Origin of the sequence: Kitasatospora sp. NPDC059599 (assembly GCF_042735125.1) — a bacterium.
Taxonomy (GTDB): domain Bacteria; phylum Actinomycetota; class Actinomycetes; order Streptomycetales; family Streptomycetaceae; genus Kitasatospora.
Window position 1 is genome coordinate 21,854 of the sequence record NZ_JBHWCL010000067.1, and the last position, 25,187, is coordinate 47,040.

At 74.8% G+C, this 25,187-nt stretch carries 8 protein-coding genes; 6 read left to right on the top strand and 2 right to left on the bottom strand.

The window, feature by feature from the left end:
* Nucleotides 1-35: 35 nt before the first annotated feature.
* Nucleotides 36-6,275, bottom strand: a complete 6,240-nt coding sequence (locus tag ACFV04_RS23205) for an amino acid adenylation domain-containing protein (protein WP_380531749.1) — start codon at nt 6,273-6,275, stop codon at nt 36-38.
* Nucleotides 6,276-6,670: 395 nt separating this feature from the next.
* Between ACFV04_RS23205 and ACFV04_RS23210 the strand changes: the two genes are divergently transcribed.
* On the top strand, nt 6,671-7,129 hold the full coding sequence (locus ACFV04_RS23210) for a hypothetical protein (protein WP_360253644.1): 459 nt from the start codon (nt 6,671-6,673) through the stop codon (nt 7,127-7,129).
* Between the two features lie 37 nt (nt 7,130-7,166).
* On the opposite strand, the gene ACFV04_RS23215 is transcribed toward ACFV04_RS23210, so the two are convergent.
* Nucleotides 7,167-8,786 carry an AMP-binding protein gene (locus ACFV04_RS23215; protein ID WP_360253642.1) on the bottom strand — a complete coding sequence of 540 codons (1,620 nt, stop codon included), beginning with the start codon at nt 8,784-8,786 and terminating at the stop codon, nt 7,167-7,169.
* A 275-nt stretch (nt 8,787-9,061) separates the two neighbouring features.
* Here ACFV04_RS23215 and ACFV04_RS23220 point away from each other — a divergent pair, with 275 nt between their 5' ends.
* From ACFV04_RS23220 to ACFV04_RS23240, 5 genes are all read left to right on the top strand, one after another.
* Nucleotides 9,062-15,382: an amino acid adenylation domain-containing protein gene (locus ACFV04_RS23220; RefSeq protein ID WP_380531753.1), complete on the top strand. Its 6,321-nt coding sequence runs from the start codon at nt 9,062-9,064 to the stop codon at nt 15,380-15,382.
* Nucleotides 15,379-21,810, top strand: coding sequence for an amino acid adenylation domain-containing protein (locus ACFV04_RS23225; RefSeq protein ID WP_380531756.1), 6,432 nt, complete (start codon nt 15,379-15,381; stop codon nt 21,808-21,810). Before ACFV04_RS23220 ends, ACFV04_RS23225 begins: the two co-directional genes overlap by 4 nt.
* Nucleotides 21,811-21,954: 144 nt before the next feature.
* Nucleotides 21,955-23,013 (top strand): guanitoxin biosynthesis L-enduracididine beta-hydroxylase GntD, encoded by a 1,059-nt coding sequence (gntD, locus tag ACFV04_RS23230; protein ID WP_380531758.1) that lies wholly within the window; start codon nt 21,955-21,957, stop codon nt 23,011-23,013.
* 112 nt (nt 23,014-23,125) lie between these two features.
* Nucleotides 23,126-23,926 carry an SDR family NAD(P)-dependent oxidoreductase gene (locus tag ACFV04_RS23235; RefSeq protein ID WP_380531761.1) on the top strand — a complete coding sequence of 267 codons (801 nt, stop codon included), beginning with the start codon at nt 23,126-23,128 and terminating at the stop codon, nt 23,924-23,926.
* Nucleotides 23,927-23,928: 2 nt separating this feature from the next.
* Entirely contained in the window at nt 23,929-25,158 is a 1,230-nt protein-coding gene (locus ACFV04_RS23240) for a cytochrome P450 (RefSeq protein ID WP_380531764.1), read from the top strand.
* The last annotated feature ends 29 nt before the right edge of the window (nt 25,159-25,187 follow it).

The window sequence follows — 25,187 nt, forward strand, 5'->3', positions numbered from 1 at the left end:
TCGGGTCCCGTGGCCGGTCGGGCCGGAGGGTGCGGTCAGCGGGTGTCGGGGTCCGCGAAGACCGTTCGGGTGGTGGTCGGGACGCACAGTGCGGCCAGGCGCCGCGGGGTGCGCTGTTGGAAGATCGCGCGGATGTCGACCGGGTGGCCGAACACGGCCTCGATCCGGCCGGACAGCCGCAGCGCGGCCAGTGAGTCGCCGCCGCGGGCGAAGAAGTCGTCGTCCGCGTCGAGGGGTTCGGGTTCGGCGCCACCGGACGAGCCGAACGAGCCGGACGAGCCCGACGACCCGGACGACCCGGATGAGCCGGCAGGGCCCGACGCCCCGGACGCGCCCGACGGCCCGGCCGGGCGGCCCGCCGCGCCGATCGCCTCGGCGGCCAGCACCGCCAGGGTGTCCCGGGCGGCCCGCAGGGCGTCGGAGTCGGGCAGCAGTTCGCCGACCTTCGCCGCCGGCCGTTCGGCGATCGCGTGCAGCAGCGTGACCAGCAGTTCGCCGGCCCGTTCCGCGACCGCGGCCGGGACCAGTTCCGGCCGGTGGCTGAGCGCGAGGTGCAGCCGCTGCTCCGGGGTGACGGTCAGCCGGACCGGGTAGTGGTACGGGTCCTGGCCGTAGGTGTCGGCGATCCGCAGGTCGCCGGACGACCGGCCGGGGGCGGGCGCCGTCCCGACCGCCTCGGCGGCGGCGTAGTTCTCGAACACCAGGCAGCTGTCGAAGAGCCGGCGCTGGCCGGCGGCGCGCAGGATCTCGCCGAGCGCCAGGTACCGGTGCGGGGCGAGTTCGGTCTGCTCCCGGTGGAGGTCCCGCAGCAGGGTGTCCAGCCCGGTGTCCGGGTCCAGCCGCACCCGGACCGGCACGGTGGTGACGAGCAGGCCGACCAGGTCCTCGTGGCCGGGCAGTTCCGGGGTGCGGATCGACCCGGTGGCGCCGAAGACCGGTTCGGGGGCCCCGGTGAGGCGGTGCAGGGTGAGCGCCCAGGCCGCCTGGACCACCGTGTTGAGGGTGACGCCGTGTGTGCGGGCGGCCCGGCGGAGGGCTTCGGTGGTCTCCTCGGGGAGTTCCGCGGTGCGCCGCAGCGGTTGGGCGTGGACCCGCGCGGGGTCGCCGTCCGGTACGAGCAGGGTCGGGTCGGCACCGGACAGCGCCTTCTGCCAGGCGCCGCGCGAGGCTTCGGCGTCCTGCCGGGCCAGCCAGTCGAAGTGCCGGCGGTACGGGACGGTGTCGGGCAGGTCGGTGTCGTCGCCGTCGTGCCGGTACAGGTGGGCCAGGTCGCGCAGCAGGATCGCGCTGGAGCGGCCGTCGACGAGGATGTGGTGGAGCGTCAGCACCAGCAGGTGGCGCCGTTTGCCGAGGCGCGCCAGCAGACCGCGGACCAGCGGGGAGCGGGCCGGGTCGAACGGTTCCCGGCGTTCCTCGGCGAGGGTCTCGCGCCGCTTGGCCTGGTCGGCGCGGCGCAGGTCGAGCTCGCGCCAGGGGGCTTCGACGCGTTCGTCCAGGACCTGCACGGGTTCGCCGGAGGGCAGCAGGTCGAAGCGGGCGCGCAGGGCTTCGTGGCGCCGGACCAGGGTCCGGAAGGCGGTGCGCATCCGGTCCGCGTCCAGGTCGCCGTCGAGTTCCAGCACGGTCTGGACGGTGTGCAGGTCGGGGGCGCCGTGTTCGTAGCGGGCGTGGAAGAGCAGGCCCTGCTGGGTGGGGGTGAGCGGGAGGACGTCGGCGACCGGGCCGTCCTGGGCGAGGGCGTCCAGTTCGTCCTGGGTGATCCGGACCAGGGGCACGTCGGAGGGGGTGAGTCCGTGGGCCGCCGGGCGGGCGGCGAAGGCGGCGAGGGCGCGCAGTGCGGTGGTCCACTCCTCGGCGAGGGCCCGGACCTCGTGTTCGGCGAGCAGACCGGGGGACCAGGACCAGGTGGCGGTCAGCCGCAGGCCGCGGCCGCCGTCCTCGGCCACCGCGTTGACCTCCAGCGGGTGGGCCATCGGCTGGTCGGGGTGGACGGGCGGGGCGGCGGTCTCGCCGGCCGGGCGCCAGTGCGCCTCGGGGCCGGCGGTGAACCGGCCGAGGTAGTTGAAGGCGAGCTGGGGGTGGGGGAGTGGGCCGAGGGCGGCGCGGCCGTGGTCGTCGAGGTAGCGCAGCAGTCCGTAGCCGAGGCCGTGGTCGGGCACGCCGCGCAGCTGCTCCTTGACGGCCTTGAGGGCGCGGGCCAGGTCGGCGTCGTCGAGCGCGGCGGTGCCGGGGGTGAGCAGGACCGGATGCAGGGTGGTGAGCCAGCCGACGGTGCGGCTGAGGTCCAGGCCGTCGAGGTCCCGGCGGCCGTGGCCCTCCAGGTCGACGAGGAGTCCGCCGGTGCCCCGGGAGCGGGCGGCGGCCAGGGCGAGGGCGGTCAGCAGGACCTCGTCGGGGCCGGCGCGGAAGGCCGTGGGCAGGGTGGTGAGCAGCGCCTCGGTCTCGGCGGGGGTGAGTTCGACGGTCAGGCTGCGGGCGGCGCCGTGCACGTCGCGGGCCGGGTCGGCGGCGCGGTCGGTGAGCTGCGGGCCGGCCTCGGTGAGGGTGCGCCGCCAGTGGTCCAGCTGGGCCGTGACGTGGGGGCGGCCGGCGGCGTCGGCGAGGGTCTCGTACCAGCGCCGCAGCGAGGTGGGGACCGGGTCGAGCCGGGCGGGTTCGCCGGTGCCGGCGGCCTGCCAGGCGGCGTGCAGGTCGGGGAGCAGGACGCGCCAGGAGACGGCGTCCACGGCGAGGTGGTGGACGACGACGAGGAGGCGGCCGGAGGCGGTGCCGGCGTCGAACCAGACGGCCTGGAGCAGGTTCCCGGCGCGCGGGTCGAGCCGGTGGGCGGCCTCGGCGGCGTGTGCGGTGACGGCCGCGGCCAGGGCGTCCGGGGTGAGCCCGGCGACGTCGATCCGGCGGACGTGGTGGGCCGGGTCGCCGGTGCCGGCCGGGGGGACGGTCAGCGACCAGTCCTCGGCGAGCCGCATGCGCAGCGCGCCGTGCCGGTCGAGCAGGGCGCGGACCGCGCCGGTCAGTTGTTCCAGGCCGAGTCCGGGCGGCACGGTGAGCAGCGTGGACTGGTTGAACTCGTCGACGGGGCCTCCGAGTTCGCGGAGCCGGTGGACGATGGGCGGCGCCGGGAAGTCGCCTTCCCCGGCGTCGTGGGTGACCGGGGCGGCCGTTCCGGCCGCGGGGCCGGACAGCGTGGCGAGCGCGGCCGCCGTGCGGTGCTCGAAGACCTGCTTGGCGGTCAGTTCGAGGCCGGCGCCGCGCGCCTTGGCGACCAGCTGCAGGGAGGTGATCGAGTCGCCGCCGAGTTCGAAGAAGCCGTCGTGGACGGAGCGGACGTCGCGGTTCAGCACCTCGCCGAACAGCCTGACCAGCAGTTCCTCGATCCGGTTGCGCGGCGGGCGGCCGCCGGCGCGGTCCTCGGCCCGGTCGGGGACGGGCGGCAGCGCGGCGCGGTCCAGCTTTCCGTTGGGCGTGAGCGGGATCTCCGGCACGGGGACGAAGGCGTCCGGCACCATGGCGGAGGGCAGCCGGGAGGCGACGTGCTCGCGCAGTTCCGCGGCTTCGGCGGCGCCGTCCAGGACGAGGTAGGCGACCAGCCGGTCGGCCGGCGGACCGGCCTGGACGACGACCACGCAGTGCCGCACCGCCGGGTGCCGGCACAGTTCCGCCTCGATCTCGGCGGGCTCCACCCGCTGGCCGCGGATCTTGACCTGGTCGTCGGCGCGGCCGAGGTAGACGAGTTCGCCGTCGGCGCCCCAGCGGGCGATGTCGCCGGTGCGGTACATCCGCTCGCCGGGCGCGCCGAAGGGGTCGGCGACGAAGCGTTCGGCGGTCACGCCGGGGCGGCGCACGTAGCCGCGGGCCAGGCTCGGTCCGGCGATGTAGACCTCGCCGGGCACGCCGACCGGGACGGGCCGCAGCCAGGTGTCGAGGACGTGCATCGCGGCGCCCGGGATCGCCCTGCCGATCGGGACGGCGCCGGGGGCGATCGGGTCGTCGGGGCCGCTGCGGAACTCCATGCAGCCGACGGTGGCCTCGGTCGGGCCGTACTCGTTGACGGCGGTGGCGGTCGGGTTGCCGGCCCGCCAGGCGCGCAGCATCGCACCGGACAGCTGTTCGCCGCCGACCACCAGGTCGCGGGTGGGCGAGAGCCAGGCGTGGGTGTCCGCGAGCAGCGGCATCTGGCTGGGCGTCACCTTGGCGAAGGTGGCCGGGCCGAGGCCGGCCGGGGCGGTCTCGGTGAGTTCGGCCATGTGCACCCGGCCGCCGGCGGTGAGGCCGCCGAAGACGCCGGTGACGGTGAAGTCGAAGGAGATCGGGGACTGCACGATCGCGGTCCCGGCGAGCCCCGGGTAGGTGTTCCGGGCGAACTCCAGGTAGACGCCGACGGAGCGGTGTTCGACCTGGACGCCCTTGGGACGGCCGGTGGATCCGGAGGTGTAGATCAGGTAGGCGCCGTTGCCGGGGCGCAGCGGGCGGGTCCGTTCGGCGTCGGTGACGTTGCCGTCCGGGTGCGGTTCGGCCAGGAGGTCGGCGGGCCGCAGTGCCTCGGCCGGGAGGTCGCCGGGGGCGCGGTCGGTGAGCACCGCGGCGGGCCGGGCGTCCCGGAGCATGAAGGCGATCCGTTCGGCCGGGAGGGCCGGGTCGATCGGCAGGTAGGCGGCGCCGGACTTGAGCACGCCGAGCAGGGCGACGACCAGGTCGGCGTCGTGCGGGAGCAGGACGGCGACCACGGACTCGGGTCCGACGCCGCGCGCGATCAGGGCGCGGGCGATCCGGTTGGCGGCGGCGTTGGCGTCCCGGTAGCTGAGCGTGCGGTGCCGGTCGGAGAGCGCGACGGCGTCCGGCGCCGCGTCGACCCGGGCCTCGAACAGTGCGGGCACGGTGGTCACGGGCGCGGGGCCGCGGGCCGGGACGCCGGGGACGGGCAGGGCGGCCCGGGCGGCGTCGTCGAGGAGGTCGAGGGCGGCCACCGGGGTGTCCGGGGCGGTGGCGAGGGCGGTGAGCGCGGCTTCCAGCCGGCGCAGCACGCCGCGGGCCAGGTCGGCGTCGAACACCTCGCGGCGGTGGGTGAGTTCGAGGATCAGCCGGTCGCCGGGGACGACCACCAGGCTGAGCGGGTAGTGGGTGGAGCCGCGGGCGCCGTTCGGGTCGGCGGCCACCAGGTCGTCGGCGACCGGGGAGATCCGCAGTCCGGCCACCGGCCGGGCGGCGCGGTCGTTGCCGCCCGGGTCGGCGAGCGCCAGGAAGGTGTCGAAGAGGGTGCCGTGGCCGGCGGTCCGCTGGATCTCGGGCAGCGGGAGGTGGTGGTGTTCGGTGAGCGCCGACTGTTCACGCTGCACCCGGTCCAGCAGGGCGTGCAGCGGTTCGGCCGGGTCCAGGCGCACGCGCACCGGAACGGAGTTGATGAGCAGTCCGACCATCTCCTCGACCCGGGGGGCCGCGGCGGAGCGCACCGAGACGGTCTGTCCGAAGACGACGTCGGTCTTCCCGGTCAGCGAGGCGAGGGTGAGCGCCCAGGCCGTCTGGGCGACGGTGTTGAGGGTCAGGCCGCGGGCCCGGGCGGCGTCCCGGACGGCGGTGGTGAGGTCGGCGGGGAGTTCGGCGGTGACCAGGTCGGGGAGTTCCTCGGCCGCGCCGGTGTGCTCGGGGCCGGTCACGGTGGGCGCTTCGAGCCCGGCGAGGGCCAGCTGCCACGCCTGTTCGGACACCCGGGCGTCGCGCTTGGCCAGCCAGGCGAGGTAGCCGGTGGCGGGGACGGCCTTCGGCAGGGCGGTGTCGTCGCCGCCGGCCGCGTAGATCGTCACCAGGTCGCGCAGCACGGTCGACAACGACCAGCCGTCCAGCAGGATGTGATGATGCGTCAGGGCGAGGACGTGCGACTCGGGGGCGGTCCGGACGATCGAGAAGCGGATCAGCGGCGGGGCGCCCAGGTCGAAGCCGCGCAGCCGCTCCTCGGTGAGGTGGCGGGCCAGGTCGGCGTCCGCGGCGCCGTCCAGGTCGAGTTCGGTGACCGGCGCGGTGACCTTGCGGTGCACCAGTTGCACGGCCTGCCCGTTCTTCCGCTGCTGGAAGGAGGTGCGCAGCGCGGCGTGCCGGTGGACCACGGCCCGGCAGGCGGCGCGCAGGCGGTCCCGGTCGAGCGGGCCGTCCAGCCGCAGCGCGGCCTGGCTGACGTACGCGTCGACGCCGTCCTGGCCGAGCAGCGAGTGGAAGAACAGCCCCTCCTGCAGGGGCGCGAGCGGAAGGACCGCTTCCAGCGGTGAGTCGTGGGCAGGCACTGGGTGGTCTCCAACCGGGGCGGGTTGCGGTCGCGCGGTCCGCGGGCGACGTCCGGCGCGGACCGGCCGGGATCGCCGGGGCAGTGGGGCTGGGGCACATCAGAGGTGTCCGGGGCCGTCCGGCAGGCCCGCGTCGGCCATGCTTCCGGCTGCCGCGCGGCCCGGCCAGGCAAGTGCCCGGCAATCGGAATTGCATTCCAGCTGCCGATCGCGTGTAACGGTCTCCACCAGGGGAATTCGGTTCTGCGGAGGCGTCCGGAAGACGTCCCTATTCCACCGGCGGGGGCTGCAGTAGGGTGCCTCTGCGCCGATCTGACGAGGCCGCGCCCGTGCTCACGGCACCGGTGCCGACGCGGGCGCCTCACACACGATGGGATTTCCCCGTGAAAGACAACATGGTCGAGATTCTGACCGCAGCCGTTCTGCTGTTCGGACTTGTCCGCGAGTTCAGGGACCAGCGCTTAACCGCTCTCCTGTGGGTGCTCCCGCTGATTCCGATCGCGGTCGGAGCCCTCCAGGACGACCTGATCGACCAGCACCGGAGCGGCGCCTCGATCGGGCTCGGTGCGGCGATCACCGGGGTCGGTCTGGTGCTGGGCGTGGCGTACGGCGCGCTGCTCCCGCTGACCCGGGACGCCGCCGGGTACGCCGTGTTCAAGGGCGGCCTGTACGCGGTGGCGGTCTGGGCGGGCCTGCTGGTCTCCCGGACGGCCTTCTTCAAGGTCGGGCAGAACCAGGACATCCGGACCGGGTTCGGCTTCCTGGCCATCTCGTTCGGCGCGATGCTGTTGGCGCGCACGCTGGTCGTCACCGTCCGGTCCCGGAAGCGCGTGCCCGCCGGCTCGGCGGCCTGAGGCGGCGGGGCGGCGCTTCCGGGGCGGGCCGGGTCGGTCAGGCCGGCGTCAGGCTCCGGATGTCGCCGCCCAGGTCGCCGGCGGTCAGCGCCGCCCACATGACCCGGCGGCGCGGCTTGCCGCTGGAGGTGACGGCGAGGCCGCCGCGCGGCACCTCGACGGCGAGCAGGTCGGCCTCGTTGCCGAGGGCCTCGGAGAGCACCGCGTGCGCGGCGGCCTGCCACTGCGGGTCGGGCTTCTCCAGGACGACCACGCCGGTCGCGCGGTCCTCGCGGTGGCCCAGCAGGACGGCCACCCGCCGCTGGGGGATGCCGAGTTCGTGGAGCTTGGCCTCCAGGCTCTCGGCGAAGACCATCTTGCCGCGGACCTTGACGCCGTCGCCGAGCCGGCCGACCACGTAGAGCTGGCCCTCGTGCAGGAAGCCGGCGTCGCCGGTGTGCAGCACGCCGCCGTCGAGCACCGTGCCGGAGGCCGTGCCCGCGGCGCCCTGGTAGCGGGTGCCGAGGGTGTTCCCGCTCACCAGCACCTCGCCGACCACGCGGTCCGCCACCTCGGCGCCCTCGTCGTCCACCACGGTGACCGTCACACCGCGCAGCGGACGGCCGCAGCCGACGAAGCGCCCGGCCTGGTCGCCCTCCAGGGTGACCTCGCTCCAGCCCTCGCCGATCGGCAGGCCGGTGACCGCCAGGGTGGCCTCCGCGCCGCCGTACGCGGGCAGCAGCGCGCGCCGGTCGAAGCCGTGCGGGCCGAGCAGCGCCTCGAAGCCCTCCAGGACCTGCGGGTCGATCCGTTCCGCGCCGAGGATCAGCGAGCGGAAGGAGGAGAAGTCCAGGCCCTCCAGCTGGGCCGGCTTCACCCGGTGCAGGATGTACGCCAGGCCGAAGTTGGGCATCGCGGTCAGCCCGACCTTGTTGTCGCTGATGCAGCGCAGGTAGCGCAGCGGGGAGCGGATGAAGTCCTCCGGCTGCATCATCCAGCCGTCGCAGCTCATCGTGACGAAGTTGACCATGCAGCCGATCAGGCCCATGTCGTGGTGCACCGGCAGCCAGGAGGCGCCCGAGTACTCCGGGAGCCACTCCAGCCAACGGTGCATCGCGTTCACGTCGTTGGTCAGCGCCTCGTGGCCGACCAGGACGCCGCGGGAGCGGCCGCTGGAGCCGGAGGTGAACTGCAGCAGCGCGAACTCGGCCGGGGGGTACGGCTTCGGGGCCGGCTCGACGTCGGCGATGAAGGCGTCGAAGACCACCGGCTCGGGCAGGTCGAGCCCCTCGGTGACGGTGCGCACGGAGCTCCGCGACTCCTCGTCGCAGACGATCACCCGGGGCTGGGCGGTGTCGAAGAGGGCCCGCGCGTGCTCCGCGTACTCGCCGCCGCGCTGGAACGCGAACGGCGGCGCGATCGAGCACGGCGTGCAGCCCGCCGCGATGGCGCCGAAGAACGTCGCGACGAAGCCGGGGCTGCAGCGCTGGACCACGGCCACCACGTCGCCGTCCCGGGCACCGGCGGCGCGCAGGGCCTCGGCCGTGCGCAGCACCTTGTCGGCCAGCTCGGCGTAGCTGTGGAACTCCCAGGAGTCACCCGGACCGGCGAAGTGCAGGCCGCGCTCCTCCGAGGCCTCCTCGACCCAGTCCAGCAGGGCCCTGTCGGGGATGCTCATTGACCGATTCCTCCCAGATCCTTGCATTCTTCCGAGCAACGTGGCTGCCGCCCAGGCCGCATCCTCCGGTTCGTACGGGCAGGAAGCCAGGAATCGAGCGGGCAACTCCGGTCCGCCGCGCGGCCCGGACCAGCAAGGTCGATTGCCGGTCAGTTTCCTGGTCGGTTCACTGCTCGCGCGCAAGCATCGGCGGCGAGAACTGTGAGCGCGGTCCCGGGCCACCGGCCGGGAGGCCGCCCGGGCCGCCGGCCGACCGCCGCGGAGAGGAGCCAGGTGTGTACCGGGCAAGCGATCAAGAAGGATCCGGTCCGCACCCGTCGGTCCGCCGGGCCGGGGACCGGACGCCGCTGACCGCCGCCGGCCGGGCGCTGTGGCTCGCCCAGCAGTTCGCGCCGGACTCGCCGCGGTTCAACCTGGTGCGCCGCTTCGAGATCCGCGGCCCGCTCGACCCGGAGCTGTGGCACCGCGCGATCCGGCAGGCGCACGCCGAGAGCCAGGTCTTCGAGGTGCGGCTGGGCGAGGACGCGGACGGCCCGTACCAGGAGTACCTGGGCCGCTCGAACGCCGGCTGGGACGTCGTCGACCTCGCGGACCGGGCCGACCCGGAGCTGGCCGCCCACCGGTGGATCGCCGACCGGATGAGCACCACGTACGACCTGCGGCACGGGCCGGTGGGCGAGGACGTGCTGCTCAGGCTCGGTCCCGGGCACTGGTTCTGGTACAGCAGCTACCACCACGTGCTGACCGACATCCAGGGCCTGGCCATCCTCACCGAGCGGATCAACGCGCTCTACAAGGCGATGGTCGCCGGCGAGGAGCCGGGCGGCCGCCCGCTGCCATCGTCCCTGCTGCTGCCCGTGGAGGAGGCCGCGTACCTGGCCTCGGAGCAGTACGGGGCGGACCGTGCGTACTGGCTGGAGCGGATGGCCGACCGGCCCGAGCCGGTCACCGTGGCCGCCCGCGCCGCCGACTGGGTGGGCGACGTGCTGCGCGCCCAGACCCTGCTGACCTCGACGTACGCGACCGCCCTGCGCAAGCTCGGCCGGCGCCGGCGCACCGACTGGACGGCCGTGGTCGCGGCCGGCGTCGCCGCCTACCTCAGCGGCCTGAGCGGCCACCAGGACCTGGTGCTGGGGCTGACCGCCACCGTCCGGCGCACCGACGCGGCCCGCACCACCCCGGGCATGCTCGCCAACGAACTGCCGCTGCGCGTCCGGCTGGACCCGGGGATGACGGTGGGTGAGCTGATCGACCACACCTCCGCGCGGCTCGGCGAACTGCTCACCCACCAGCGCTTCCCGCACGAGCACATCCGGCGCGAGCTGGGCATGCGCGACGCGGGCGACCGGCTGTTCCACGCGGCGCTCAACCTGGTGCCCACCGGCGACCGCACCGAGCTGGCCGGCTTCCCCGCGACGGTGACCGGCCTCAACGCCGGGCAGGTCCCCGACCTGGTCCTCACCCTGTTCCCCGATCCGGCCGGCGGGCAGCACGTCCGCCTGGAGGGCAACGAGGCCCGCTACGACCAGGCCGACCTGGACGCCCACACCGTCCGGCTGCTGGCCTTCCTGCACCGCCTGGCCGAGGCCGACCCGGACACCCCGCTGGCCCGCCTCCAGCTGGCGACGGCGGTCGAGCAGGACCGGGTGGTGAACGACTTCAACGACACCGAGTGGCCGACCGAGCGGGTCACCCTGCCGCAGCTGTTCGAGCGCTCGGCGGCGCGCACCCCGGACGCCGACGCGGTGGAGTTCGAGGGCCGGACCCTCACCTACCGCGAACTCGACGCCCGGGTGAACCGGCTGGCCCGGATGCTGGTGGAGCGCGGGGTGCACCGCGGCGGCTTCGTCGCCGTCGCCCTGCCGCGCGGCCTGGACAACCTGGTGGCGCTGCTCGCGGTGATGAAGGCCGGCGCCGTCTACTTCCCGGTGGACCCCGGCTACCCGGCGGACCGGGTGGACGGGATGCTGTCCGACGCCCGGCCCGACCTGATGATCACCCGGCACGCCGACGGGCTCCCGGCCCGCGACGGCCTGGCCGCGGTGCACCTCGACGACGCCGCGGTGGCCGCCGCGCTGGACGCCGCCGACCCCGCCGAGCCGGCGCCGCCGACCGCGCCGACCCCGGCCGACATCGCGTACATGATCTACACCTCGGGCTCCACCGGCCGCCCCAAGGGCGTGCTGGTGCCGCACACCGGCCTGGCCGACTTCGCCGAGTCCCAGCCCGGCGTGCTGGCGCTGCGCGAGGGCGAGCGGGTGCTGATGATCAGCTCGCCCAGCTTCGACCCGTCGATGTGGGAGTTGTCGGTCTGGCTGATGAGCGGCGGCTGCGCGGTGATCGCCCCGCCGAGGCTGATGCCCGGCCCGCAGCTGGCCGACTTCATCGCCGAGCACCGGGTCAGCTGCGTGGGCACCGTGCCGTCGGTGCTGGCGGCCTTCCCGCCCGGCTCGCTGCCGGACGACCTGATCATCGCGGTCGGCGCGGAGGCGCTGCCGGCCGAGCTGGTCCGCCGCTGGGGCGGCGCGCACCGGCTGCACAACGTGTACGGCGCCACCGAGAGCACCGTGTTCACCACCATGACCGGCCCGCTGACCGGCCCCGGCACCCCGTCGATCGGCTCCCCGCTGCACAACGCCCGGGTGTACGTCCTGGACGCGCTGCTGCGCCCGGTGCCGCCCGGCGTGACCGGCGAGATCCATCTGGCCGGCCCCGGCGTCTCGGTCGGCTACCACCGCCGGCCCGACCTGACCTCGCAGCGCTTCGTCGCGGACCCGTGGGGCCCGCCCGGCAGCCGGATGTACCGCACCGGCGACAACGGCTCCTGGGGGCCGGACGGCAAGCTGCACTTCGTCGGCCGCAGCGACCACCAGGTGAAGATCCGCGGCTTCCGGGTCGAGCTCGGGGAGGTCGAGTCCAGACTCACCGCGCACCCCTCGGTCGCCCGGGCCGCCGTGGTGGCCCGCGCCGCGCAGGGCAGTGCGCGCCGACTGGTCGCCTACGTGGTGCCCGCGCCCGACGCCGGGGTGGAGCCCGCCGAACTGCGCGCCTGGGTCGGCCGGACGCTGCCGGAGCACATGGTGCCCGCCGCCGTCGTCGCCCTGGACGCCTTCCCGCTCACCTCCAACAACAAGATCGACCGGGACGCGCTGCCCGAGCCCGACATCCGCGGCGGCGCCACCCGCCGGCCGCCGCGCACCCGGACCGAGACCGTCATGTGCGAGCTGCTGCACGAGGTGCTCGGCGCGGACGAGATCGGCATCGACGACAGCTTCTTCGACCTGGGCGGCGACTCCATCACCGCCGTCCAGCTCGCCGCACGGGCGGTCAACTCCGGGCTCGCGCTCACCCCGCAGGACGTCCTGACCTACCGCACCGCCGCCACCATGGCCGCGGTCGCCGACGGCGGCCGCGCCGCGGACCTCGACCGGTCGCTGCTGACCGACGCCGGCGGCCCGGCCGAGGGGCTGCCGCTGACCCCGCTGCAGCAGGGCATGCTGTTCCACTCGCTGTACGCGGACGACACCGGCGCCGACCCGTACATCGGCCAGATGGTGTTCGAGCTGACCGGCGAGGTCGCGCTCGACCGGCTGCACGCCGCCTGCGACGCGCTGGTCGCCCGGCACGACGCGCTGCGCGCCCACTTCGAGCTGGACGGCCTGGGCGAGGCCCGGCAGACCATCCCGGCCGCGGTGGCGGTGCCCTGGGCCGAGCACGACCTGCGCGCACTCGGCGCCGACGCGCAGGAGGCGCGCACCGCCGAACTGCTGGCCGCCGACAAGGCGACCCGCTTCGACCTGGCGAAGCCGCCGCTGCTGCGGTTCGCCGTGATCAGCACCGCCGACGACCGGCACCTGCTGGTCTTCACCAGCCACCACGTGCTGTTCGACGGCTGGTCCGTCGGGATCATGCTGAAGGACCTGTTCGCGGGCTACTCCGAGGTCTCCGAGCCGTCCGGGAAGGTCTCCTTCGCGGCCTACCTGCGCTGGCAGGACCGCCAGCCGAAGGGGCCTGCCGCGGACGCCTGGAAGCGCGCGCTGGCCGGGATCGAGCAGCCCTGCCTGGTCGCCCCGGGGGCGCCGCTGACCACCGAGATGCCCGCGCTGATCCGCCGGTCGCTGTCCGGGAAGCTCTCCGCGGACCTGGGCCGCAGCGCCCGTACGGCCGGCCTGACGGTGAACACCGTCTTCCAGGGCGCCTGGGCGGCGCTGCTCGGGCAGCTGACCGGCCGGGACGACGTGGTCTTCGGCGCCTCGGTCTCCGCCCGGCCGCCGCAGCTGGCCGGGATGCAGGACCTGGTCGGCCTGGTGATGAACACCGTCCCGGTGCGGGTCAGGCTCTCCGCCGAGCGGACGCTGTCCGAGCTGCTCACCGAGGTCCAGGCCGAGCAGGCCGGGCTCGGCGCGCACCACCACCTGGGCCTGGCCGACATCCAGCGCGGCCTCGGCCTCGGTGAACTCTTCGACACCACCATGGTGTTCGAGAACGCGCCGGCCGACCGCGAGGCGATCCGCCGCACCCTGCCGGGGCTGGAGATCGCGGTCGCGGAGTCCGACCGCACGGGCGTCACCCACTACCCGCTCAGCCTGATCGTCCACCCCGGCCCGCAGCTGCGGCTGGAGCTGACCTACCGCGACGACCTGTACACCGCCGAGCAGGCGCAGGCACTGCTGGAGCGGCTGGAGCGGTACCTGCGGGCCTTCGTCGCGCAGCCCGGACTTCCGCTCGGGCGCGTCGAGTTGGTCGACGCCGAGGAGCGCCGGGAGCTGGTCGGGGCGTGCAACGAGACCGCCGTGGCGCACGAGGAGGGCACCCTGCACGGGCTGTTCACCGCGCAGGCCCGCCGCACCCCGGACGCCGAGGCCGTGGTGTACGGCGAGCGCCGGGTCAGCTACGCCGAACTCCACGCGCTCTCCGGCCGGTTGGCCGCGGCCATGGCCGCCGACGGGATCGGCCCGGGCGACGTGGTCGCGGTGGCCCTGCCGCGCGGGGTGGACCTGGTCGTGGCGCTGCTCGCGGTGCTGCGCACCGGCGCCGCCTACCTCCCGCTGGACCCGGAGTACCCGCCGGAGCGGGTGCGGGCGATGACCGAGGACGCCCGTCCGGCGCTCACCCTGGACGGGCGGAGCTTCGCCGAGCTGTCGGCGCGGGAGGGCGCGGGCCCGGCGCCGGACCGCGCGGTCGACCCGGTGCACACCTCGTACGTGATCTTCACGTCCGGGTCCACCGGCCGCCCCAAGGGCATCGTGGTCGCCCACCGCGGCATCGTGAACTACCTGCGCTGGATGCAGCGGCGCTTCCCGCTGGCGCCCGGCGACCGGGTGCTGCAGCGCACCTCGATCAGCTTCGACCCGTCGGTGTGGGAGATCTTCTGGACCCTGCACGTCGGCGCGACGATGGTGGTCGCGCTGCCGGAGGCCGACCAGCACCCCGGCTACCTGCCGGAGCTGATCCGCACCGAGCGGATCCACACCGCGCAGTTCGTGCCGTCCACCCTGGAGCTGTTCCTGCTGGAGCCCGGCGCCGCCGGGTGCGACAGCCTGCGCCAGGTGTTCTGCGGCGGCGAGAAGATGACCGCCGGTCTGGTGGAACGTTTCCGCACGGCCACCGACGCCGGCCTGCACAACCTGTACGGCCCGACCGAGGTCTCCGTCTACACCACCACCTGGCAGGCCGGGTCGGAGACCGGAACCGCCGACGTCCCGGTCGGCAGCCCCGCCGACAACCTGCGGGTGTACCTGCTGGACGGAGCCCTGCGCCCGGTCCCGGCCGGCCTGCCCGGCGAGATCTACATCGCCGGCACCGGCGTGACCGACGGCTACACCCGCCGTCCCCTGCTGACCGCCGAACGGTTCGTCCCCGACCCCTTCGGCCGGCCCGGCACCCGGATGTACCGCACCGGCGACCTCGGCGTGCGCCGCCCCGACGGCGCGGTGCGCTACCTCGACCGCGCCGACCACCAGGTGAAGATCCGCGGCCACCGGATCGAACTCGGCGAGATCGACTCGGCACTGTCCGCGGTGGACGGCATCCGGCAGGTCGCCACGGTCGTCCGCGAGGACGTCCCCGGCAGCCCGCGCATCGTCTCGTACGCCGTGCCCCGGCCCGGCGCGGTGCCCGACCTGGACACCGCCCGCAAGCAGGTCGCGGAGCAACTGCCCGAGTACATGGTCCCGTCCGCGATCGTGTCGCTCGCCGCCCTGCCGCTCACCCCCAACGGCAAGCTCGACCGGGCCGCCCTGCCCGCCCCGCAGGCGGGCCGACGGGAGCGGCGCGAGCCGCGCACCGACCGCGAGCGCCTGCTCTGCCGCCTCTTCACCGAGGTGCTCGACGGACAGCAGGTGGGCATCGACGACAACTTCTTCGACCTGGGCGGCGACTCCATCGCCTCCACCCGGCTGGCCGGCCGGGCCCGGATCGCAGGCCTGTCCCTCACCCCACGGGACGTGTTCCGTCACCGCACCGTGGCGGCTCTGGCGGAAGTCGCCACCGAGACCGAGCCCGAGGCCGCCGTCGCCCCGCCGGCGGCGCCCCGGATCGAACTCGACGCCGACGAGCTCGCCGAACTCGAAGCGCACTGGAGAAGTGGGAAATGAAGCCGACCTCGTTCGACGCGATCTGGCCGTTGACGCCGCTGCAGGAGGGCATGCTCTTCCACGCCCTGTACGACGGCGGACAGGAGGGCGTCGACCACTACAACATGCAGCTCCCGATCGAGCTGACCGGACCGCTCGACCGGGCCGCGCTGCGCCGTGCCTGCGAACTGGTCGTGGCCCGCCACCCCGCCCTGCGCGTCGGGTTCCTGCAGCGCCGCTCGGGCGAGCCGTTCCAGGCCGTGGCGTCCCAGGTGGAACTGCCGTGGACCGAGACCGACCTCACCGGCCTCGACCCGGCCGGGCAGCAGGCCCGGCTCCGGGAGGTGCTCACCGAGGAGCGCCACCGCCGCTTCGAGATGACCCAGCCGCCACTGCTGCGCTTCACCCTGGTCGCCCTGGCCGCCGACCGGCACGTCCTCGTGCTGACCAACCACCACATCCTGATGGACGGCTGGTCGATGCCGGTGGTCGTCGAGGACCTGTTCCGGATCCTCCACCACGGCGGCGACGCCACCGCCCTGGACCCGGCGGTCTCCGTCGGCGACTACCTCGGCTGGCTGGGCGCCCGCAACCGCGGCGCCACCGAGGCCGCCTGGGGCAAGGCACTGGCCGGCCTGGAGGGCCCGACCCTGCTCGGCCGCGGCGCCGAACCGGCCGCCGGCGGCGTCTCCCAGCGCCGGATCCGCCTGGAGCTCGACGAGGAACGCTCCCGCGCGCTGGCCGAGGCCGCCCGCAGCCGCAACCTCACCGTCAACACCGTGATCCAGGGCGCCTGGTCGCTGCTGCTCGCCCTGATGACCGGCAGCGACGACGTGGTCTTCGGCTGCACCGTCGCCGACCGCCCGGCCGCCGTCCCCGGCGTGGACCGGGTCGTCGGCCTGCTGATCAACACCGTCCCGGCCCGGGTCCGGATCGACCCCACCGAGCCGTTCGGCGCCCTGCTCGACCGCATCCAGGACGAGCAGTCCGAACTCGGCGAGCACTCCTGGCTCGGCCTCGCCGACATCCACCGGATCAGCGGCCACGACAGCCTGTTCGACACCACCCTCGCCTTCGAGAACTTCCCGCTGCCGGCCTCCGCCCGCGGCGTCGAAGTTGCCGGTCTGCGCCTCGCCCTTGCCGGTGAGGCCGTCGACGAGGTCCCGGAAGGCACCCACTACCCGCTCAGCCTCGCCGTCTTCCCCGGCCCCACCACCGTCTTCGAGCTCAACCACCGCCCCGACCTGTACCCGAAGGAGCGGGCCGAGGCCCTGCTGGAACGCCTCGCCCTGCTCGTCGGGCACGCCGTCGACCGGCCGGACACCCCGGTCGGCCGGCTGCCGCTGCTCACCGCCGAGGAACGCCGCCGCATCGACCGGGCCGCCGCCCCGGCCCCCGTCGCCACACCGCCCGGCACCCTGGTCGACCTGTTCGAGGCCCAGGCCGCCCGCACCCCGGACGCGCCCGCCGTCAGCTGCGGCGCCGAGAAGCTGACCTTCGCCGAACTCGACACCGCCGCCAACCGGCTCGCCCGGCAGCTGGTCGCCCGCGGCGCCGCCCCCGAACGGCCCGTGGTGATGGCCCTGCCGCGCACCGCCGGGGCCGTCGTCGCCCTGCTGGCGATCCTCAAGTCCGGTGCGGTGTACGTCCCGGTCGACCTGGAACAGCCCGTCGAGCGGATCGCCGCCGTCTTCGGCGAACTGCGCCCGCACCTCGTCGTCACCACCGCCGCGGCCGCCGCCCGGCTGCCCGGCGGCACCGAGCGGGTGCTGCCGGACGAACTCCCCCGGGAGGAGAACGGCGCCGTCCTCACCGACGCCGACCGACTCGCCCCGCTGCGCCCGGACCACCTGGCCTACGCCGTCTACACCTCCGGCTCCACCGGCCGCCCCAAGGGCGTCGCGATCGAACACCGGTCGCTGGCCAACATGTTCCACAGCCACCGCAACCACCTGTTCGAGCCGGAGCAGGCGGCGGCCGGCCGTCCGCTGCGCGCCGCGCTGACCAACTCCCTGGTGTTCGACGCCTCGTGGAGCCAGCTGCTGTGGATGGTCGGCGGCCACGAGCTGCACATGATCGAGGAGGAGCTGCGGGCCGACCCGCACGCCCTGCTCGACCACGTCACCCGGCACGGCATCGAGGTGCTGGACACCACGCCGAGCTTCGCCCGCCAGCTGATCGCCGAGGGACTGCTCGACGAGGGCCGTACGGTCCGCGTCCTCGCGCTCGGCGGCGAGGCCGTCGACGAGCCGCTGTGGCGGCGGCTGCGCGACACCCGGGGCCTGTCCGCGTACAACCTCTACGGGCCCGCCGAGTGCACCGTCGACCCGATGTACGCCCGCTTCGCGGCGCACGAGCACCCGGTGATCGGCGGCCCCGCCGACAACCTGCGGGCGCACCTGCTGGACGACGCGCTGCGGCCCGTCCCGCCGGGCGTGACCGGCGAGCTGTACCTGGCCGGCGCCGGCCTCGCCCGCGGCTACCTCGGGCAGCGGGTGCTCACCGCCGAGCGCTTCGTCGCCGACCCGTTCGGCGCGCCGGGCACCCGGATGTACCGCACCGGCGACCGCGCCCAGCGCGACGACGACGGCACCCTGGTCTTCCTCGGCCGCACCGACGACCAGATCAAGATCCGCGGCTTCCGGGTCGAACCGGGCGAGATCGAGGCCGTGCTGGCCGCCGCGCCCGAGGTGCGGCACGCCGTCGCGGTGGCCCGCGAGGACCGCCCCGGATCCCCGGTGCTGGTCGCCTACGTGGTCGCCGCGCCCGGCGCCACCGCCGACGGGCGGGCGCTGCGGGCCCGGGCCGCCGAGGTGCTGCCCGGCTACATGGTGCCGAGCGCCGTGGTCGTCCTGGACGAGCTGCCGACGACCGTCAACGGCAAGGTGGACAAGGCGGCGCTGCCCGCCGTCGGCTTCGAGGGCGACGGCGCCGGCGGCGAGCCGCGCGACGAGCAGGAGGAACTGCTCCACGGCCTGTTCGCCGAGGTGCTGCGGGTCGAGCGGATCGGCATCCACGACAACTTCTTCAACCTGGGCGGCGACTCGCTGCTGTCCATGCGGCTCTCCGCGCTGGCCCGCCGGGCCGGGCTCGCGCTGAGCCCCCGGGACGTCTTCCTGCACCGCACGGTGGCCGCCCTGGCCGCCGCCGCCCGGGCCGCCGACGCCGGGGACACCGGTGCCGAACCGCCGGCCGACGGCCCGCTGCCGGAGCTGACCGCCGAGGAACGCGCCGAGGTCGACGCCGCCCATCCCGACGCCGTCGAGGTGTGGCCGCTGACCTCGCTCCAGCAGGGCATGAGCTTCCACGCCCTGCTCGCGCCCGACCGGGTCGACCCGTACGTCACCCAGCAGGTCTTCGACCTGGACGGGGAGGTGGCGCCCGCCGTCCTGCGCGCCGCCTTCGACACGGTCCTCGGCCGGCACGCCAACCTTCGCGCCCGCTTCGCGCGGCTGCGCTCCGGCCGGGCCGTGCAGGTGATCCCCGAGCGGGTCGAGGTGCCCTGGCGGGAGGTCGACCTCGCCGCCCTGGCCCTCGCGGAACAGGACCGCCGGGTCGGGGAACTGGTGGCCGAGGAGCACGACCGGCCGTTCCCGATCGGCTCCGCCCCGCTGCTGCGGGCGCTGCTGGTCCGGCTCGCCGGGGACCGCCACGTCCTGGTCGTGACGGACCACCACATCCTGCTGGACGGCTGGTCGGTGCCGCTGTTCTACCGCGAGCTGTTCACCGCGTACGCCGCCGGCGGCTCCGCCGAGGGGCTGCCCGAGCCGGTGCCGTTCCGCCGGGTGCTCGCCTGGCTGGCCGGCCGGGACGGCGCGGCGGCCGAGCGGGCCTGGGCCGGGGCCCTCGCGGGCCTGGACGAGCCCACGCTGGTCGCCCCGCACGCCGACCTGTCGGTGCTCGCCGCGCAGGGCACCGCCCACGCGGTCCTGGACGCCGGATCCTCGGCCCGGATCACCGCCGCGGCCCGGGCCGCCGGGATCACCGTGAACACCCTGCTGAACGGCGCCTGGGCGATCGCCCTGGAGCGGCTGACCGGCCGGGGCGACGTCGTCTTCGGCGCCTCGGTGTCCGGGCGCTCCCCCGAGCTGCCCGGCATCGAGGACGCGATCGGCCTGGTCATGAACACCGTGCCGTTCCGGGCCGTGCTCGACCCGGCGGAGCCGCTGTCCGCCGCCCTGGTCCGGATGCAGACCGAGCAGTCCGAGCTGATCGCCCACCACCACCTCGGGCTGCCCGAGATCCAGCGGGCGGTCGGGCTCGGCGAACTCTTCGACACCATCGTCGGCTTCGAGAACGCCGGCATCGACCACGCCGAGGTGCGCGAGCCCGTCCCCGGCCTGGGCATCGGACTGCGCGAGCCGTCCGTCCCCGGCTCCGCCCACTACCCGCTGCGACTGCTGGTGCGCCCGGGCGAGCAACTGGACGTCAAGCTCCACTACCGCACCGACCTGTACGGCGAGGCCGAGGCGGGCGACCTGCTGGCCTCGGTGCTGCGGGTGCTGGAGACCTTCGCCGAGGCGCCGGGGACCCGGCTCGCCGCGCTGGAACTGCTGGCTGCGCCGACCCGGGAGGCCGTCCTGGAACGGTGGGCGGCGACCGCCCCCGCCGCGCCCGCGGCCACCATCCCGGCGCTGTTCGCCGAGCGGGTCGCCGAGCACCCCGGGGCACCCGCCGTGCTGACCGGCACCGAGGAGCTGAGCTACGCCGAACTCGACGCCCGGTCCGACCGGCTGGCGCGCGTCCTGCTCTCGCACGGGGCCGGCCCGGAGCGCATCGTCGCGGTCCTCCTGCCCCGCACCGCCGAACTGGTCACCACCATCCTGGCGATCTGGAAGAGCGGCTCCGTCCACATGCCGGTGGACACCGACTACCCGGCGGACCGGATCGGGTTCATGCTCACCGACGCCCGGCCGGACCTGATCCTGGCCGCGCCCGACGCCGTGGACGGGATCCCGGCGGAGCTGCGCGACCGGGTGGTGACCACGGACCGGCTGACCGCCCCGGCGGACACCCCGTCCGGTGAGGTCACCGACGCCGAGCGCGGCCGCCCGCTGCTGCCCACCTGCGGCGCGTACATCATCTTCACCTCGGGCTCCACCGGCCGCCCCAAGGGCGTCCTGGTCACCCACGCCGGCCTGGCGAGCTTCCTCGCCACCCAGCGGCGCCACCTGGACCTCGGCCCCGGCCGCAAGGTGCTGTGGTTCGCCTCGCCCAGCTTCGACGGCGCCATGGGCGAGCTCAACACCGCGCTGCTGAGCGGCTCCTGCGTGGTCGTCGGCAGTTACGACGAGATGCTGCCCGGGCAGCCGCTGGCCGACTGGGTGGCCCGCACCGGCGTGCAGACCCTGACCATCCCGCCGTCCTCGCTGGCAGCGATGGCCGACGGCAGCCTCCCGGAGGGGATCACCCTCGTCACCGGCGGCGAGGTCCTGCCGCCCGAACTGGTGGCCCGCTGGGCCCCGGGCCGGCGGATGCTGAACATCTACGGCCCGACCGAGACGACGATCATCGCGACCGTCGGCGGACCGCTGGAGCCCGGCGTCGCCGTGTCGATCGGCGTCCCGGTGGTCGGCGCCCGGATCCGGGTCCTGGACCACTGCCTGCGCCCGCTGCCGGCCGGTGTGCCCGGCGAGGTGTACATCTCCGGCGCCGGCCTGGCCCGCGGCTACCTGCACCGGCCCGACCTCACCGCGAGCCGCTACGTCGCCGACCCGTTCGGCGCGCCGGGCGACCGGATGTACCGCACCGGCGACATCGCCCGCTGGCTGCCGGACGGCCGGCTGGACTACGTGCGCCGCGCCGACGACCAGGTGAAGCTGCGCGGCTTCCGGATCGAACCGGGCGAGATCGAGGCCGTGCTGGCCGCCGACCCGGGCGTGCGGCACGCCACCGTGCAGCTGCGCGAGGACACCCCCGGTTCGCGACAGCTGGTCGCCTACGTGGTCCCGGCCGGGCCGGACGGCACCGACCCCGCCGCGCTGCGCGAGCGGGTCGCCGCCCACCTGCCGGAGTACATGGTGCCGGCCGCCGTGGTCGAGATCCCCGAGCTGCCCACCACGCCGCACGGCAAGCTGGACCGGGCCGCGCTGCCCGCCCCCCGCTTCGCCGCGGCCGAGGGCAGCCGGGCGCCGCGCACCCCGCGCGAGGAACTGCTGCGGCAGCTGTTCGTCGACGTGCTCCAGGTCGAGCGGATCGGCATCGACGACAGCTTCTTCGCGCTCGGCGGCGACTCGATCATGTCGATCAAGCTGGTCACCGCGGCGCGCGAGGCCGGGCTGGAGATCTCCCCGCGGGACGTCTTCACCCACAAGTCCGTCGCCGAACTGGCCGCCGTGGTCACCGAGTCGGCGCCGCAGAGCGCCGACGAGGAGGCCGAGGAGCCGCTCGTCGACCTCGACCAGGACGAACTCGACGAGTTCATCGCCAAGTTCGCCCAAGAGGACTGACCGACCCGGGCGGCGGAGCCAGCCGGGACCCTGCTCGGCCCTCCGCCCGTGACACCGCCCCGCCGCCTGCCCCGGGCAGGCGGCACAGGACCATCCGTCCGCCCACCCGGCCGAACCGGTCGGAGAACAGCAAGGGAACGCCCGATGACCCGTCACGAACCGTCCACTGCCAGCGCTCCGACCCCGTTCCGGGGCCGGCTGGCCGAGTACACCCTGAGCGCGGACGAGGCCGCCGAACTGGCCCTCGCCGCACACAAGATCGCCGACGACTGCGGCAACCCGCTGGACGAGCAGTTCTACGACCGCGCCTGGCAGTTCGACCGGATGCTGCCGGTCGGCCTGCAGGCCTTCCTGGCCGACTTCCGCCGCCGCGAGCCCGCCGCCGCCTGCCTGGTGCACGGGCTCCCGGTGGACGACGTCGAACTCGGCCCGACCCCCGGGCACTGGCGCGACGCCATCGCGCTGGAATCGGCCCGCACCCAGGAGGCCATGCTCGCGCTGGTCGGCCTGGCCCTGGGCGAGCCCTTCGGCTGGGCCACCCTCCAGGAGGGCAGCATCATCCAGAACGTGCTGCCGATCCGCGGCGACGAGGACCGGCAGAGCGGCTACGGCAGCGAGGCCCTCCTGGAGTTCCACACCGAGGACGGCTTCCACCCCAACCGCTGCGACTACCTGATCCTGCTCGGCCTGCGCAACGCCGACGCGGTGCCGACCATCGTCGCCTCCGTCCGGGACGTCGAACTCGACGACCGCACCCGGGAGGTGCTCTCCCAGGACCGGTACCACATCCTCCCGGACACCGAGCACATCCGGCAGCTGGAGACCTCGGACCCCGGCCACCCGGCGCTCGCCAAGCTCCGCCGGATGGCCGACGACCCCGCACCCACCAGCGCGCTGTTCGGCGACGGCCTCTCCCCGTACCTGCGCATCGACCTGCCGTTCATGCGCTGCGCCGGGGACGACCGGGAGGCCGTCGAGGCCCTGGACCGGCTGATGGCCGAGCTGACCCGGGTCCAGCAGGAGGTCGTGGTCGGCCCCGGCACCCTGCTGGTCGTGGACAACTACCAGGCCGCGCACGGCCGGCGCTCCTTCAAGGCCCGCTACGACGGCACCGACCGCTGGCTGAAGAAGATCACCGTCAGCCGCAACCTCCGCCGCAACCTGGCCGGTTACGCCCCCGACCGGCACCGGGTCATCGTCTGATCCCGAGGGCCGGGCCCCGGCTCCGCACCCCGCACCCCGTACACCGCACACCCAGCCGGGACCCGGTCGCTCCGGCGGCCGGGCCCGGCGCCCCTCGAAAGGCCCTCTCCCCATGCGCACAGTCATCGTCTCCGGCGCCTCCAGCGGCATCGGGAAGGCCACCGCCGAGCGGTTCGCCGCCTCCGGCGACCACGTGGTGAACCTCGACATCAGCAAGCCCGGGGCCCCGGCGGCGGACCTGGACGGCGGTCCCGGCACGGTGAGCTTCCTCCAGGTCGACGTCGCCGACTGGCAGGCGGTCAAGGAGGCCGTCGACGCCGTGCACGCCGCCCGGGGCGGCCTCGACGTGGTGATCGCCAACGCCGGCATCAGCATCCGCGGCAGCGTGCTGGAGCTGACCGAGGCCGACGTGCGGCGCGCCGTCGACGTCAACCTGGTCGGCGTGCTCGCGCTGTGGCGGCACTCGGCCCCGTACATGCTGGAGCAGGGCCACGGCGTGCTGCTCGCCACCGCCTCGGTCAACGGCAGCCGCGGCTACCCGCTCTACGCGCCGTACAACGCCACCAAGGCGGGCGTCGCCTCGCTCTGCCAGACCTTCGCCATGGAGCTCAGCCCGCTGGTGCGCACCGCGTGCGTCACCCCCGGCGCCGTGCTGACCCCGATGCAGCGCGCCGAGTACACCGACGCGATGCTCGACGAGGTCAACGAGCGCATCCCGGCGCGCCGGCACGCCTCCCCGGAGGAGATCGCCGGGGTCTTCCACTTCCTCGCCTCCGACCAGGCGACGTTCGTCACCGGCCAGGAGTTCGTGGTGGACGGCGGCGAGACGGCCGGCGCCACCACCGCGTTCTTCCCCGGCCCCCTCGCGCCGCAGCCGCGGCCCGACCAGGACGCTCCCGAAGGCGGCAAGTGACCATGGACACCCGTCCCGTCCAGGACCCCGACGAGCTGGACCGGATCGACCTCGCCGATCCGGTGCTGCACGCCACCCGCGACCTCACCGAGGTCTGGCGCCGCCTGCGCGACGACGCCCCGCTGTACCGGCACCGCGAGACCGGACGCGGCGAGGGCTTCTGGGTCGTCACGCGCAGGGAGGACATGGAGACCCTCTACAAGGACAACACCTCGTTCACCTCGGCGCACGGCAACATGCTGGAGACGCTGCAGGCGGACAACGACTCGGCGGTCGGCCAGATGCTGACCGTCACCGACGGCCCGGACCACACCGCGCTGCGCGGCATCCTCACCCGGCCGTTCACCCCGCGCGCGCTGACCGCCACCGTGGAGGCCGCGCGCAACGGCGTCCGGCAGCTGGTCCTCGAAGCCACCAAGTCCGAGCAGTGCGACTTCGGCCGCGACGTGGCCGCCGACATCCCGCTGGCGGCCATCTGCGACCTGCTCGGCGTGCCCGCGGAGGACCGCCCGAAGCTGATCCCGATGACCTCCGGCGCACTCGCCGCCACCGACGGCTCGCCGTCCGAGGAGGGTACCTGGGCGGCCCGCAACGACCTGCTGCTGTACATCTCCGAACTGGCCCGGCTGCGCACCCGCGAGCCGGGCGAGGACGTGGTCAGCGTGCTGGTCGAGCAGAGCGTCGGCGACCGCCGGCTCACCCGCGAGGAGGTGATCTTCAACTGCTACAGCATCATAATCGGCGGCCTGGAGACCACCCGGCTCGCCATGGTCGGCGGCGTGCACGCGCTGGCGCACCACCCCGAGCAGTGGGAGGCGCTGCGCAGCGGCGCGGTCTCCACCGACGCCGCGGTCGAGGAGATCCTCCGCTGGACCACGCCCACCCTGCACAGCGGTCGGCGGGCCACCGCCGACATGCTGCTGCACGGCGAGTTCATCGAGGCCGGCGACATCGTCACGATGTGGAACGGCTCCGCCAACCGGGACGAGCGGGTCTTCGACGCGCCGGACGAGTTCCGGCTGGACCGCGGCAACGCCAACAAGCACCTGACCTTCGCCCACGGCCCGCACTACTGCATGGGCGCGTACCTGGCGAAGGCCGAGCTGGCCGGGATGCTGGACGGACTGAAGGAGCACGTGGCGGAGATCCGCCCGGCCGGGGAACCGACCCGGGTCTACTCCAACTTCCTCAGCGGCTACGCCACCATGCCGGTCACCCTCGTGCCCAACTGACCTGCCGGGAACGGTGGATGACGGAAGGC